Raw genomic sequence first — 15,933 nt, forward strand, 5'->3', positions numbered from 1 at the left:
ATCGGCCAAGGAATCTCCATTGAATATCACAGGTCAGGCGCTCATCGGCGCTAAAAGCGTTACCGGCGACGGTGAAGTATTTTCGGCATTCAGTCCGGTCTCGGGCACGGACATCGCGCCAGTTTTTCATACGGTCAATAGCGCACAGATTGACCAAGCTTGCACTCTGGCCCAAAAAGCTTTTGATCCCTATCGGGCGACCGATCCGGAGACCCGTGCACGCTTTCTGGAAACGATTGCCCAAAAAATTATTGATCTGGGCGAACCGTTGATCCTACGCGCCATGGCCGAGAGCGGTTTGCCGCAAGCGCGTCTTGAAGGCGAGCGCGGTCGTACCGTCGGACAACTAAAGTTATTTGCTGCGGTGTTGCGCGAAGGCTCATGGATGGATGCGCGCATTGATCCGGCATTGCCAGAACGTAAGCCGCTTGCGCGTGTTGATCTGCGCATGCGGATGATTGCATTGGGTCCGGTTGCGGTGTTTGGCGCTAGCAATTTTCCACTGGCATTTTCCGTCGCCGGTGGCGATACGGCCGCGGCGCTGGCAGCCGGTTGCCCGGTAGTTGTTAAGGCACATCCTGCGCATCCTGGTACTTCCGAATTGGTGGGGCGTGCGGTACAACAAGCGGTCGCCGAGTGCAACTTGCCGGAAGGCGTATTTTCTCTATTGACAGGTGTTGGCAATGATCTTGGCACTGCGCTGGTCCGTCATCCTGCCATTCAGGCTGTTGGCTTTACCGGCTCACGACAAGGCGGATTGGCGTTGATGGCAGTTGCGGCTGCGCGTCCGCAACCGATTCCTGTATATGCCGAAATGAGTAGTATTAATCCGGTCTTCATGATGCCCCAAGCATTGTCCGCCCGCGGCGATACGCTGGCGACCAGTTTCGTCGATTCTCTGGTGATGGGCGTCGGTCAGTTTTGTACCAATCCTGGTTTGGTACTGGGTGTAGCGGGCGCTGATTTCGAACGCTTCACGACACTCGCAGCCGAGCAATTATCGCAACGCACTGCGGCCACGATGTTGACCGCAGGGATACATGATTCCTATCAAAAAGGGGTTAGTCGCCTGGCAGCAAATACTAAGGTGCACGATCTTAGTCGCGGTGTTGCCGTTGATGGTGCTTGTAAAGGTACGCCATCGTTATTCTCTGCCAGCGCGGCAGATTTTTTGGTCGATGCGCATTTGTCGGAAGAGATTTTTGGCCCAACATCGTTATTGATCAGTTGTGCGGATATCGCCGAAATGCAGCAAGTTGCAGAACATCTTGAAGGTCAGTTGACCGCAACATTGCAAATGGATGAGGGCGACTATGAAGCAGTGGGAACATTGCTTCCCATCCTCGAACGAAAAGTTGGCCGTATTCTGGCAAATGGTTTTCCAACTGGCGTGGAAGTGTCCTATTCGATGGTGCATGGCGGACCATTCCCATCGACTTCCGATGGTCGCAGTACATCCGTTGGCAGTGCTGCAATAGAGCGCTTCTTGCGCCCGGTGTCGTATCAGAATCTGCCGCAGCAATTGTTGCCAAGCGCTATTCAGGATAGCAATCCATTGGGAATCTGGCAGCGCGTGGATGGCAAACTATCAAAATAACGTTCAATCCGTGGATACTTGGTCGATCCCTAAACAGTCGGTGAGGTTTATTTATGTTAGATGACGGAACAGTTCTATCAGACTGACACAAAATCGCTCCGGATACGCGGTTGTCAAACCTGGCGATGAAGACAGTTCGTCAGGAATGTACAATCCTAACGGAGCGATTTTACGTAAATCCTCACACTTTGGAGTAAGCATGTCAGCGAGTCAAAAAGCGATTAAGGGTCTTGCACAATATCCGAGCTTAAAGGGGAAGCGCATATTCATTACCGGCGGCGGTACCGGAATTGGCGAGGCGCTGGTCAGCGCATTTGCGGGGCAGGGTGCGTTGGTTGCCTTCGTCGATATCGCAACGGAAGCGAGCGAGGCATTATGCGCTAGATTGGCTGCAGCGGGCTTCCCTGCACCGTTGTTTCGGCATTGCGATATCCGCGACATCGGCCTGTTGCAGGCAACGATGGCAGCAATGGCCAAAGAGATTGGTGATTTTGACGTTCTGGTGAATAACGCTGCGAATGATACACGGCACGCCGTTGAAGATGTCAGTGTAGAGTTTTGGGATAACAGTATTGCGATTAATCAGAGACCGTTATTTTTTACTTGTCAGGCGGTGTTAGCTGGCATGAAGAAAAAAGGCGGTGGTTCAATTATTAATTTTAGTTCGATTAGCTGGCACATAGCAAACGGTGGCTATCCGGCTTACGTCACGGCTAAGTCGGCGGTGATCGGATTAACGCGTGGACTGGCGCGGGAACTTGGTCCACATAATATTCGGGTCAATACTGTCACGCCGGGTTGGGTAATTACTGAACGACAGAATAATTTGTGGCTGGATGAAAAAGGCGAGGCTGACATCAAACGCAACCAATGTCTGTCTGGAAAATTATTGCCCTGGCACCTGGCGCGGATGGTGCTGTTTTTGGCATCGGACGATAGTGTGATGTGTACATCGCAGGAATTTGTGGTTGATGCTGGTTGGAGTTAATTTTTTTCTGAAATGATACCGCAACGTGCGGTATGGTCATTGCGCAAAATTGCTCCGACGGTGTCGCCGATCAGAGTAATCTGTTCAACTTGGCCCGCAGCCCAAGTTAAAAAATCCCCTATTTTCTTCCCATATCAAGGTCCTCCACACAAACCGTTCTGTCGGGCAGATCACGCTCGCCGATTTCGTCGATACGTTTTGATAAGCGCATGGCAGAAACATTTTCGCTTGATTTTCAATGGTAAGACAAAACCTTAAGTACTCTTTCGCCAATTAATAATTACAATTTTTTTGAAGCACAATAGATCGCTCTTACGCACAACGCGTAAAGATGCATCTACCGGGATCAGCCTCATGAAAGAATGTACTATTGACGCCGCTATTTTTGAAGGCGTACAAAAAATAAATAATCGTAGTCTGACCAACAATCTTCACACAGGTAGATTGGCGAACGACTTTTCATCATTGGAGGGTTACAGCGGCGCAATAGCAATGCTCGGCGATGACGGTCAATATCAACTTACGAAAATTTCAAGGCCCGATGTAAAAATCCCGGATCTATCACTTGACCAACTATGGGATTGTGCGAAAGACCATTACGGACTGGCTGCTATTTCTGTGAGCGCTGGTATTGGTGGGATGCCGGTACCTAAATCAATGTTGGGTTATACCCAATATTGGGACTCTAGCAAAAATACTAATCTTGTTAGTCATTTCGGACTTAAATTTTTTCCAATGGCAAAAGTCCCTACTAATTTTCGAAAATCAGCTAAAGCCACTTTTGGCTCGGTTCGTATTTTTGGCGTCATTGGTAGGGCATTACCCTTTGTCGCAGTGGGATTTGCCATTTACGATGTTGTTAGTATTGGGATGTGCGCACTGGAGGCACGTGATGGCAAATAATCAGACCCGTGAAGAAGTCCTCGAAATAATCATGGATATGTTCGTCGTGGAAATCGGGTTTATTGAAAGGGAAGAAATTTCACCGGCCACGCACGTAACTAAAGATTTTAAAATTAATTCAGATGATCTCTCTTATTTTATAAGCGTTTTGGAGAAACATTTTGACATGTTAGCGCCAACGGAAGAGTGGGAAAAAATATCAACTTTTAACGAGACAGCAGATTTGATTATGCTTTATCGCGGTGTGAAAATTCCAAGAAAAAAACCTTGGGATTTTTTGAGGCGGATATTTAGATGAATTTTATTTCATGAAAAATAACCAGACCCGTGAAGACGTCCTCGAAATAATCATGGATATCTTCGTCGTGGAAATCAGATTTATCGGGAGGGAAGAAATTTCACCGGCCACGCATGTAACTAAAGATTTTAAAATTTATACAGACGACATCACTATTTTTTTAAACGCCGTAGAGAAGCGTTTTGACATGTTAGCACCAGCGGGAGAGTGGGAGAAAATAGCGACTTTTAACGAGATGGCAGATTTGGTTATGCTTTATCGCGGTGTGAAAATTCCGTTCAAAAGACCTAAGGGAATTTTGAGTTGGGTGTTGAATTGTATAATTCGATGAGTTTTATTTAATGAGAAATAACCAGACCCGGGAAGAAGTCCTCGAAATAATCATGGATATTTTCGTCGTGGAAATCGGGTTTATTGAGAGGGAAGAAATCTCGCCGACTACGCATGTAACGTAAGCGTATTCCCACGGCCGTCTCGATAAATTCCGGCAGAGAAATTCAATCGGCAAGAATTAGCGGGCTATCGCCATCGTAGATGTGAAGTTCCACGGCAGGAAGTCATGGACCTGATTGACCGGGTGGTCGGCGATATGGGTGAGAACGTGGCGTAGCCACGCTTCAGGATCAATACCGTTTAATTTCGCTGTGCCGATCAGTGAATAAACAGCGGCAGCCCGCTCTCCACCGCTGTCGGCACCCGCGAAGAGATAATTACGACGTCCGATAGCGACGCCACGCAAGGAGCGCTCCGCTGCGGAATTATCGATTTCAATGCATCCATCGTCACAATAACGTTTTAGCGCAGGCCATAGATTGAGGCTATACATGATGGCAGCGGTCGTGTCTGACTTGCGCGATAGCAGCAGAAGCGTCGCCCGTAACCAGAATTCGAAGTCATCGATAAGCGCGAGCGATTGTGCTTGTCGGGCTGCGCGACGTTGGTCCGGTGGTTGGCCGCGAATCTCAGCTTCAATCACATACAGTTCGCCGATCCGGCGCAAGGCTTCAGTGGTGACCGCAGATGGTCGGGCCACATGCAAATCATAAAATTTACGGCGTGCATGCGCCCAGCAAGCGGCTTCCACGACCTGGCCGCTTTCATAAATGGCGTTAAATCCAGCGTAGGCATCCGCTTGCAACACGCCACTAAAAGAGGCCAGATGTGTTTGTGGATGGATGCCTTTACGGTCCGGAGTATAGGCAAACCAGACTGCTGCTGGTTCAACAGATCCGGAAGGACGGTCATCCCGCACATAGGTCCATAGTCGCGCTGTCTTGGTCTTGCCATTACCCGGTGCCAGAACGGGTATGGGTGTGTCGTCGGCATGCAGTTTCGTGGCAGCCAGCACATGGCGTCGAATCGCGTCCACCAGTGGTCGCAGCAAACTGCTGGCAGCACCGACCCAGTCAGCCAATAATCCCCGATCCAGTTCGACACCTTCACGGGCATACATGACAGATTGCCGATAGAGCGGCAGGTGATCGGCATATTTACTGACCAGTACATGGGCCAGTAATCCGGGACCTGCCAGACCGCGTGTAATCGGACGACTGGGCGCGGCAGCTTGCAGGATGGTATCGCAGCACTTGCAGGCCAGCTTCGGACGAATGTGTCGGATGACTCTGAAGCTGGCGGGAATGAATTCGAGTTGTTCAGCAACGTCTTCGCCCAGTTGCCGCAGGCCACCACCGCAATCCGGACAGGCATTTTGTTCGGGCAAATAAATCTTCTCATCACGGGGTAAATGAAGGGGCAGCGGTTTGCGCGGTGCACTCTGGCGTGGCTTTCTGGTCGGAGGTTCTTCCATGGCAACAGCACTCTCATCGGCCTGCAAATCTTCCAGTCGCAGTTCAAGTTGTTCGATCTGGTGATCGAGCTTCTCGGATTTGCGGCCGAACTGCATGCGTCTGAGCTTGGCGATAAGAAGCTTGAGGTGTTCGATTTCGATCCCGCGCGTGGAAAGCTCTTCCCGCAACTGCGCCAGCGTTTCACTTTGCGCGGCAAGGGCGACGTCACGCTCCAGGATCATGGCCTGCAAGGTCGCGATATCGTCAGGAAGAGTGGTGTGCGTTGGCATGGTGCCAGTTTACGCATGTGTGGCGATGTTTACAAGCCTGATGAGGGCCGATTCGTGCATTCCGGACGCCGCCAGTCGATCCCTTCCAATAGCATCGACAACTGCGCTTGCGAGAGCGACACCGATCCTTCCGTTGCCTGCGGCCAGATGAAACGGCCGCGTTCGAGGCGCTTGGCCAGCAGGCACAGGCCATCGCCGGTCCACCACAGAATTTTAAGGATATCTCCACGCCGTCCCCGAAAGACGAAGACATGACCGCTGAACGGATCTTCGGCCAATGCCGTCTGCACCTTGGCTGCCAGGCCATTAAAACCACAGCGCATATCGGTCACACCCGCTGCCATCCAGATACGTGTGCCTGCCGGCAGACCAATCATGCGAGCAACCGTTCCAGAACAAGGGCAAGCATGGCAGAGTCGACGACGCCTTCGAGTCGAAGCCGGGCTTTGCCTACTTCCAGAATAATGACCCCGGGGGAAACAGCGGTACTGGTAAAGACCGGTTGTGTATCTACCGGCAGGGGATCGCTGAGCACAACCGGCAATAATGTACTCTGCGGGCCCGAGGCAGTTTCAAAGGCTCCCACATGAAATAGCTTGCGCCATGCAAAAACCTGATTGGCATTGAGGTCATGCGCACGCGCCACCCGCGATACCGAAGTTCCTGGCACCAGAGATTCTTCGGCGACCCTGCGTTTAAATTCCCTTGAATGCTGGCGATAAGCGCCGCGCTTTGCTCGCGAAACCGTCCCAATATTTGTGTCCATAATGTGAATTTGTGGGCACAATTAATTTGTGCCTTCCCATTCAAATCATGCAGAAATTTGGTGTTTATGGGTAGAGGGTACTGAGGGAACGCTTACCATGTAACTAATGATTTTAAAATAGATACGGATGATAATACTATTTTTATAAACGCCGTAGAGAAACATTTTGACATGTTGGCGCCAGAAGGAGAGTGGGAAAAAATAGCGGTTTTTAACGACATGGCAGATTTGATTATGCTATCTCGCGGCGTGAAAATTCCGAGAAAAAAAACCTTGGGATTTTTGAAATGGCTCGCCAGAAGAAATTTATAAGTCATTTATCTTTTTGACCTATTGGAAAAAGATAAGCAGCGACGCCGTTCAGCTAATACCAATCCTTCACGAACGGCGGTGAAAAATTTATCGCCTCGATTCTTATATTCGACCTAAAACGCGATAATGACGACCGATCCGGCGACGATCAATGATCCGCCGATAGCTATTGGCCAAGTGAGTTGCTCACCAGCGAACAACAGTCCTAATACGATCGCGAAGGCGACGCTGAGTTTGTCGATCGGGGCTACTTTTGTGATCGGTCCGATTTGCAGGGCATGGTAATAGCAGAGCCAGGACAGGCCGGTGGCGATGGCTGACAGTGCGAGAAATAACCAGTTGCTGGAGGCGACCAAGGCTGGTTTTTCCCATTCGTTGCGTAGTGTCACAATACCAGCAATGACAAACAAAATAATTACGGTGCGGATGAATGTGGCGAAATTCGAGTTCATACCGGTGACGCCAAACTTACCGAAGATGGCGGTCAGGCCTGCAAAAAAAGCCGATCCAAGTGCATATAACTGCCAACTATTGCGCAAGTCCATGTGATTCTCCTGAATCGTTTATCAAGCTGATGTTGTAGTATCTTAACTCTCAGTCGCGAGGTCGCTGATTTACTAAATTGCTAATTTACATCCCTATGCATTTATTCTCAAGTTCACACCAATTATCCAGAGTCTGATGATCTAAAACAATGATCAAATTAAGTTGGTCGCAGACCTGAACTATCCGGAAACGTCCGCTCAATCCCGAAAATACTTCACCAGTTTTGGAGAATAATTAATTTGGGGCGGGTGATGTTGTTGGTGTTTTTCCGGGATTTAAGGCTGCGTTGTCCGGTAATGCGTTCTGATTCCATCCGCCCCCTAATGCGGCAATCAGTTGTACGCTGGCAGCCATGCGGCGATTAAGAATGTTAAGAGCCGAATTCTCTGCGCTAAGTGCGGTAGCTTGTACAGTCGCCACGCTGGTGTAATTCACTAATCCCGCTTTGTATTGATTCAGGATCAGCGTTACCGCTTTGCGTGCGGATACTACCGTTTCGTCCTGCACCTGCGCTTCCTGTTCCAATATTCTTAATGCTGCCAGATTATCTTCAACCTCCTGGAAACTGGTCAAGACCGCTTGCTTGTATCCGGCGACGGTGCTGTCATAGTTGGCGATGGCCTGGTCGGTTTGCGCCTTGCGTGCGCCACCGTCGAAAATTGTCTGGGCCAGCGCGGGTCCGAGCGACCAGACACGGCTTGGCAGACTAAGCCAATTGACAAAGCTATTGCTCTCAAAGCCGCCTGATGCGGATAAGGTGAGGGCAGGGAAGTACGCTGCTTTGGCAACGCCGATCTGCGCGTTAGCGGCAGCGGCGAGCCTTTCGGCGGCACTGATATCAGGGCGACGCTCTAATAGTGACGACGGTATACCGGTAGGAATCGCTGGTACGACCGCAACCAATGGCGCCGGCGCGATTGAAAATGTCGACGCCGGTTGTCCGACTAACAGGGCGATCGCATGTTCTGTTTGAGCCCTTTGTACGCCGAGATCGATCATCTGAGCTTGTGCCGATTTTAATTGGGTTTGCGCCTGTATGACATCGGATTGGGCAACTACGCCCGCAGCATACTGATTTTTGGTTAGCTGAAAAGACTTCTGATAGGCTGTAACGGTATCTTGCAGCAAATTTTTCTGTGCGTCGAGTATCCGCAGTTGCCAATAATCCTGCGCCAATGCCGATTGTGCACTCAGTTTTGCGGCCTGCAAGTTGGCAGCGCTGGCTTGCGCATTGGCTTGATTTGATTCGACTGTGCGGCGCACCCGCCCCCACAAATCAGGTTCCCAGCTTGCGTTGAGTGATAGCGAGTGGCTAGTTGAAGCAGAGCTACTGCCGCTGGTCGAGTTGGTATTACTGGTGCGATTGCTTGCGCCACCTCCGCCAGATCGGGTCGCTGAAACATTCGCGCCAACGGTTGGAAAGTATGCGGCCTGGGATTGTTGCACCAACGCGCGCGCCTGGCGATATTTGGCTTCGGCTTGCGCCAGATTTTGATTCGATATGTCGATCTGGGTGATGAGTGCGTTCAGTGTGGGATCGTTGTAGCCTTCCCACCAATGGTCGCCAAGTTCATGATCGCGCGGCTCCGCAACTTTCCAATCCTTGGATTCTTTAAAGGCGGTTGGCGATTCCATGACCGGACGGACATAATCAGGACCGACCGCGCAGGCGCTTAACACCGCTACGGAAAAGGCTACTAACAATGTAGCCGGTAACCGGCTTCTTTCGTAGCCGCCTACCCGCGCCTTGACTTCACTGCGCTCGTTACGGTTCCGCAATAAGTCTAATGTGAATCTATTATTGTATTTCATATCAATTCCATCCACTTATCGGGCCTAATAGGGCAGCCCTAAAAATATGTCTAAAAATCTTGCGCCCGCTGCTTCGCACCGTTCTTTGTTCCGATAATTTCTCACCAAATTTTGGGATTATTTTTAGGTCAAACATGGGCGCTTTCGCCATCAGTTTCATGGTCAGCGTGTTTAAATTTTTCTTTCCACCATAAACTAAAGCGATCCAGATAAAGATAAACCACCGGTGTGGTGTATAAGGTCAGGAGTTGGCTAACAATCAAACCACCGACGATCGAGATGCCGAGTGGGGTGCGTAATTCAGCGCCATCGCCGCGACCAAGTGCCAACGGTATTGCGCCCAGCATGGCGGCCATTGTGGTCATCATAATCGGGCGGAATCGTAGGAGACAGGCTTCAAAAATCGCGTCGCGTGGCGACATGCCGCGATTGCGTTCCGCGTCGAGGGCAAAGTCGATCATCATGATGGCATTTTTCTTAACGATACCGATCAGCAGAATCACGCCGATCAAAGCGATCAGACTGAAATCGGTTTTGGTGATGAGCAGAGCCAACAGTGCACCGACGCCAGCAGATGGCAAGGTCGATAGAATCGTCAGCGGATGAATATAGCTTTCATACAATATTCCCAGCACGATATATACCGCCAGTAGTGCCGTCAGGATCAATAGTGGCTGACTGTTCAAAGAAGACTGAAACACGTTGGCCGTTCCAGCGAAAGTGCCGTGGACCGAGGTCGGAACACCTAGTCGGCTCATGGCATTGTTGATGGCTAACGTTGCCTCGGATAATGATTTCCCCGGTGGTAGATTAAAGGAAATAGTGGAGGCGATAAACTGGCTCTGGTGATTCACCGAGAGTGCGGTATTGGTCGCTGCAAACGTCGAGAATGAAGATAGCGGGACTTGTGCTTCGACCGCAGTGGAAAGCGTTTGTGCCAGCGATGAATTTGACGCCAACTGGCCATTCGCGGTCAGCGCTGGCGGTGTTCCTAAGGCTGAAGTTGTAGGGGAGAGATTGGCGTTTTTTGGCGTAATGCTGACATAGGTATTGCGCAGAATTTCGGGACTTTGCCAATATTCAGGGGATGCTTCCATCACTACATGGTATTGATTCATTCCGCTATAGATGGTTGAAATCTGGCGTTGACCGAATAGATCGTTGAGCGAAGAATCGATTAATTGCGGTGTCACGCCGCTTCTGATGGCGGTCTCGCGGTCAATCACCAGCGAGGTTTGCAGACCTTTATCATTTTGGTCAGTATTGACATCGGCCAGTTCTGGTAATGCATCCAGTGCAGCCCGTATTTTGGGCTCCCAAAGGCGTAACTGATTGATGTCATCTGATTGCAAAGTGTATTGATATTGTGCGTCGCTGGAGCGACCACCGACGCGAATATCCTGTACCGATTGCAAGAAGAGATTTGCGCCCGGAACATGGCTGAGTTTGCCGCGTAATCTGGCAATGACCAGATCAGCGGATAGTTTACGCACAGACAGCGGCTTGAGCGTGATAAACATCACCCCGCTATTACGTCGGCTGCCACCGGTAAAGGCAATGACATTTTCGACCGCGGGATCTTTTTGAACGATTGCCACAAAAGTATTCAGCTTGACTTTCATCGCCTGAAAAGAAATCGCCTGATCACCCTGAATCCCGCCAATCAGGCGTCCGGTATCCTGTTGCGGGAAAAAGCCTTTCGGAATAATCTTGTACAGGTGAATATTCAGCGCGATGGTTCCCACTAAAATCAGTATCATCAGCGGCCCAAAGCGCAGCGCCCAGGTCAGCGAACGTTTATACCCGCTTAGCGCAGCATCAAACATGCGTTCGGTAGCGGTGAAGAAGCGTCCTTGCTTGCGGTTTGGCTCATGTTTTAATAGGCGCGCGCACATCATCGGCGTAGTCGTCAGGGAGACCACCAGTGACACCAGAATAGCCGCCGACAGCGTGACCGCAAATTCACGGAATAAGCGGCCAACAATACCGCCCATCAGCAGAATCGGGATGAAAACAGCGATCAGCGAGATACTCATCGACAGGACGGTGAAGCCAACTTCACGCGCGCCTTTGATAGCGGCGTCGTACGGCGTCATACCTTCTTCAACATGACGCGAGACGTTTTCCAGCACCACGATCGCATCATCGACGACGAATCCGGTCGCGATTGTCAGCGCCATCAAAGACAGATTGTCCAGGCTATAGCCGAGTAAATACATCACGCCAAATGTGCCAATCAACGAGATTGGCACCGCGACGGTGGGAATCAGCGCGGCACGTGCATTGCGCAGAAACATAAACACCACCATGATGACCAGCGCGATTGATATCAATAACGTATGTTCGGTATCAACCAGCGATGCTCGGATAGTCGGCGTGCGATCCATCGCGATATTAAGATTGATAGCGGATGGAATGGAAGCCTGCAACTGCGGTAAAATCGCGCGAACATTGTCGACCGTTTGAATAATATTCGCACCCGGCTGTCTGCTCAAGGTGACCAGAATGGCGGGTTTGCCATTAGCGGAACCGGCATTGCGCAGGTCGGCAACAGAATCCAAAACGGTAGCAACATCCTGCACGCGGATCGGAGCGCCGTTGCGATACGATACGATTAACGGCATGTATTCAGCGGCGGTCTTGGCTTGGTCGTTAGCGTAAATCTGCCAATTTCTGTCACCGTCTTCCAGTATTCCTTTGGGACGATTGGCATTGGTTGCGGCAACGGCGGTGCGAACGTCAGCACTACCGATACCATATTTGTTAAGGGCAGTTGGATTTAACTCGATCCGAACTGCCGGTTGCGAACTGCCGCCCACGCTGACACTGCCGATACCAGCAACCTGAGACAATTTTTGCGCCAGTATCGTATCGGCAGCATCGTAAATCTGGCCTGGCGTCAAGCTGTCCGAAGTCAAGGATAAAATCATTACCGGCGCATCGGCGGGATTGACTTTGCGATAGGTGGGACTACTCGGCATGCCGGTTGGCAACAGGTTACGTGCGGCATTCAAGGCCGCTTGAACATCACGCGCCGCGCCATCAATATCCCGACTCAAATCGAACTGCAAGGTAATACGCGTGGAATTGAGCGAGCTTGAAGAAGTCATTTCGGTGACTCCGGCGATCGTACCTAGCGCCCGTTCGAGCGGGGTCGCAACCGTCGCCGCCATAGTCTCTGGACTCGCTCCGGGCATGGATGCCGAGATCGAAATGGTGGGGAAGTCGACTTGCGGTAATGGCGATACCGGCAGCATCCGAAACGCCACCAGACCGGCCAACGCTATCCCGATCGTCAGAAGCGTTGTGGCGATCGGTCGCTGAATAAAAGGAAGCGAAATATTCATAGGGGCACTTTATTGATACACTTTTTGAGCCGCTCTTTTTTCGACTCTTTGGACCATTTTTTGATTAGCATAACGACGTGCAATTAGGGCCGCACTGGTTCGGTAGGCGCGCGCGCATCTTGATCATCGTCATCTTGATTGTCATTGTCGGCTTTGCCAAAACGCGCCTTAAAGCGTCGTGACAGACGGTCAAATGCAAGATAAATAACTGGCGTGGTGAACAAGGTTAATACCTGTGAAACCAGCAAGCCGCCGACCATGGTGATACCCAGCGGCTGACGTAGTTCCGAGCCGACGCCGGTGCCAAGCATCAACGGCAATGCACCCAGTAGCGCCGCCATGGTGGTCATCAAAATCGGCCGAAAACGCAGCAAGCAGGCCTGATAAATCGCATCATGCGGCGACAATCCCTCATTGCGTTCTGCATCCAGGGCGAAGTCGATCATCATAATCGCGTTCTTTTTAACGATACCGATCAACAGGATAATGCCGATGATGCCGATAATGCCCAAATCATTGCCAGAAATCATCAATGACAATAACGCTCCGACGCCCGCGGATGGTAGCGTGGATAGAATCGTGATGGGATGGATATAACTCTCGTACAGGACGCCAAGCACGATATACATGGTGACGATGGCGGCCAGAATCAGCCAGAGCGTGTTACTTAGCGAAGCCTGAAATGCCAGCGCCGCGCCCTGGAACCGCGTCTGGATGCTGACTGGCAAATCGATTTCTTTCTCAGCGACACGTATCGCATCAACTGCTGCGCCCAACGATGCGCCAGGAGCCAGATTAAAGGAGATCGTGGTTGCCGGGAACTGCCCGATATGGTTCACCACTAGCGGCGCGTTACGCTCGCTGACGGTAGCAATGCTGGATAGCGGGACCTGCTTGCCGTTGGCGGCGACCAGGAAAATACTGTCGAGCGCGGCTGGGCCTTTTTGAAATTCCGGCTGTACTTCCATCACCACCCGATATTGATTGGACTGGGTGTAGATAGTAGAAATGAGGCGTTGGCCGAACGAGTTATAAAGAGCATTGTCAATCGCCGCTGTTGTCAGGCCAAGACGCGATGCTGCGTTACGGTCGATCTCAATATAGGCCTGTAATCCCATATCTTGCTGATTGCTGGCGACATCAGCTAGTTCCGGTAGTTGCTGTAATTTATCAATTAATTTCGGTACCCATTTTGTCAGTTCAAGTCCGTTTGCATCTTCCACGCTAAATTGATATTGGGTACGACTGACGCTGTCTTCGATGGTCAGATCTTGTACGGGTTGCATGTACAAGGTAATGCCCGGTACATCGCGGGCTAACTTTGGCTGCAAACGACGGATGACATCGGTGGCGCTGACGTCGCGAGTATCGTGGGCTTTAAGATTGATCAGAATGCGGCCGCTATTGAGCGTAGTATTAGTGCCGTCAACGCCGATGAACGAGGATAAGCTTTCGACCGCGGGATCTTCCAGTACGACTTTTGCCAGTGCTTGCTGGCGTTCCGCCATCGCGCCAAACGAAGTGGATTGCGCAGCTTCGGAAATGCCCTGAATCACACCGGTATCCTGTATTGGAAAGAAACCTTTTGGGATGAAAATATAGAGGATGACTGTTAACGCGAGTGTTCCGAGGGCGACTAACAACGTAGCGTTTTGATGTTTCAGAACCCAGACCAGGGCTTTGCCATAGCGCGCAATGATATTGTCAAAAAAATTGCCGCTTTTGCGATAGAACCAGCTTTGTTCTGCTTCCGGCGTATGGCGCAGCAACTTGGCGCACATCATCGGAGTAAGGGTCAGCGAAATAAACGCTGAAATCAGAATCGCGACCGCCAGCGTAATCGCAAATTCCCGAAACAATCGGCCGACTACATCACCCATGAATAGCAGCGGAATCAACACAGCGATCAGAGAGAAGGTCAGCGAAATGATGGTGAAGCCAATTTGCTCTGCGCCTTTTAGCGCGGCTTGTAACGGCTTCATGCCTTGCTCGATATAGCGCGAAATATTTTCGATCATCACAATCGCGTCATCGACCACAAAACCGGTCGCAATGGTGAGCGCCATCAGCGTCAGGTTATTGATCGAAAATCCAGCCATGTACATAATCCCAAATGTGCCGACCAATGACAACGGTACGGCGACGCTAGGAATAATAGTGGCCGGTATGTTGCGCAGAAAGACGAAAATCACCATCACAACCAATATCACCGCCAGGATCAATTCGAATTCGACGTCTTTGACAGATGCGCGGATGGTGGTGGTGCGGTCAGTCAGGATCTTGACATCGATCGCGCCGGGTAACGTGTCTTGCAGAGTCGGCAAGATTTTCTTGATGCTGTCAACCACGCCGATAACATTGGCACCCGGTTGGCGCTGGATGTTCAAAATAACGGCCGGCGCGTTGTTGGCCCATGCTGCAAGGCGGATGTTTTCTGCATCATCGACCACGTCGCCAATATCGGAGATGCGAATGGCGGCGCCGTTTTTATAAGCGATGATCAGATTACGGTATTCATTGGCGGAGGATAACTGGTCGTTGGCATCGATGGTTGACGCCCTTGTCGGGCCGTCGAAGCTGCCTTTTGCCTGATTCACATTGGCGTTGCCGATGGCGGTTCTGATGTCATCGAGGTTCAACCCGAGCGCTGCTACTGCGCGTGGATTAAGTTGCAATCGCACCGCAGGGCGCTGACCACCGGAGAGACTGACGAGGCCTACGCCTGGAACTTGCGATATTTTTTGTGCCAGACGGGTGTCGATCAGATCTTGAACTTTAGGTAACGGCAGAGTTTTTGACGTGATGGCAAGTGACAGAATCGGTGTGTCGGCTGGATTGACCTTGTTATAAATTGGCGGGGTCGGCAAATCTGACGGCAGCAGATTACCGGCGGCATTGATCGCTGCCTGGACTTCTTGCTCGGCAATATCCAGACTCAGCGCGAGAGTGAACTGGAGCGTGATAACCGATGCGCCGCCAGAACTGGTGGATGACATTTGGTTGAGTCCGGGCATCTGCCCGAACTGGCGCTCTAACGGTGCTGTGACCGAAGAGGTCATGACGTCCGGACTGGCTCCCGGATAGAGCGTGACGACTTGAATCGTCGGATAGTCGACTTCCGGCAAGGCCGATAGCGGTAACTGCTTATAGGCGACGATCCCAGCCAAAAAGATGGCGACCATCATTAAGGTGGTGGCGATTGGCCGGAGAATAAACTGCCGTGATGGATTCATGCGCTATGGTCGTCGTTATACGTTAATTAGTCGTCGGTTGCGTAAGCTATATTA

General features: G+C 51.1%; 12 protein-coding genes. 5 read left to right on the top strand and 7 right to left on the bottom strand.

From position 1 onward, the window contains the following. The first annotated feature begins 19 nt into the window (after positions 1–19). From ACXX82_RS18200 to ACXX82_RS18220, 5 genes are all read left to right on the top strand, one after another. Complete coding sequence (locus ACXX82_RS18200) at positions 20–1,597, top strand: aldehyde dehydrogenase (NADP(+)) (protein WP_322237117.1); 1,578 nt, start codon at positions 20–22, stop codon at positions 1,595–1,597. 199 nt (positions 1,598–1,796) lie between these two features. Beyond that, complete coding sequence (locus tag ACXX82_RS18205; RefSeq protein ID WP_458563428.1) at positions 1,797–2,585, top strand: SDR family NAD(P)-dependent oxidoreductase; 789 nt, start codon at positions 1,797–1,799, stop codon at positions 2,583–2,585. 354 nt (positions 2,586–2,939) lie between these two features. After that, the gene (locus ACXX82_RS18210) at positions 2,940–3,488 is read left to right on the top strand and encodes a hypothetical protein (RefSeq protein ID WP_458563429.1); all 549 of its coding nucleotides are present in this window, start codon (positions 2,940–2,942) and stop codon (positions 3,486–3,488) included. Then, positions 3,478–3,786, top strand: coding sequence for an acyl carrier protein (locus tag ACXX82_RS18215; protein WP_458563430.1), 309 nt, complete (start codon positions 3,478–3,480; stop codon positions 3,784–3,786). Before ACXX82_RS18210 ends, ACXX82_RS18215 begins: the two co-directional genes overlap by 11 nt. Before the next feature lie 10 nt (positions 3,787–3,796). After that, positions 3,797–4,117 carry an acyl carrier protein gene (locus tag ACXX82_RS18220; protein ID WP_458563431.1) on the top strand — a complete coding sequence of 107 codons (321 nt, stop codon included), beginning with the start codon at positions 3,797–3,799 and terminating at the stop codon, positions 4,115–4,117. Positions 4,118–4,297: 180 nt separating this feature from the next. On the opposite strand, the gene tnpC is transcribed toward ACXX82_RS18220, so the two are convergent. The 7 genes from tnpC to ACXX82_RS18255 form a co-directional block, all read right to left on the bottom strand. Beyond that, the gene (tnpC, locus tag ACXX82_RS18225; protein WP_458562829.1) at positions 4,298–5,863 is read right to left on the bottom strand and encodes an IS66 family transposase; all 1,566 of its coding nucleotides are present in this window, start codon (positions 5,861–5,863) and stop codon (positions 4,298–4,300) included. A gap of 29 nt (positions 5,864–5,892) precedes the next feature. Further along, on the bottom strand, positions 5,893–6,240 hold the full coding sequence (gene tnpB, locus ACXX82_RS18230; RefSeq protein ID WP_458563432.1) for an IS66 family insertion sequence element accessory protein TnpB: 348 nt from the start codon (positions 6,238–6,240) through the stop codon (positions 5,893–5,895). Next, positions 6,237–6,629, bottom strand: a complete 393-nt coding sequence (tnpA, locus tag ACXX82_RS18235) for an IS66-like element accessory protein TnpA (RefSeq protein ID WP_458563433.1) — start codon at positions 6,627–6,629, stop codon at positions 6,237–6,239. The genes tnpB and tnpA overlap by 4 nt, the downstream gene beginning before the upstream one ends. Positions 6,630–7,054: 425 nt before the next feature. After that, the gene (locus ACXX82_RS18240; RefSeq protein WP_205319682.1) at positions 7,055–7,486 is read right to left on the bottom strand and encodes an EamA family transporter; all 432 of its coding nucleotides are present in this window, start codon (positions 7,484–7,486) and stop codon (positions 7,055–7,057) included. 235 nt (positions 7,487–7,721) lie between these two features. Next, entirely contained in the window at positions 7,722–9,299 is a 1,578-nt protein-coding gene (locus ACXX82_RS18245; RefSeq protein ID WP_458563434.1) for an efflux transporter outer membrane subunit, read from the bottom strand. Positions 9,300–9,427: 128 nt separating this feature from the next. Continuing rightward, positions 9,428–12,646, bottom strand: coding sequence for an efflux RND transporter permease subunit (locus ACXX82_RS18250; protein WP_458563435.1), 3,219 nt, complete (start codon positions 12,644–12,646; stop codon positions 9,428–9,430). An 83-nt stretch (positions 12,647–12,729) separates the two neighbouring features. Continuing rightward, entirely contained in the window at positions 12,730–15,879 is a 3,150-nt protein-coding gene (locus ACXX82_RS18255; RefSeq protein ID WP_323506224.1) for an MdtB/MuxB family multidrug efflux RND transporter permease subunit, read from the bottom strand. Between the last annotated feature and the right edge of the window lie 54 nt (positions 15,880–15,933).

This window comes from Glaciimonas sp. GNP009 (genome assembly GCF_054343755.1).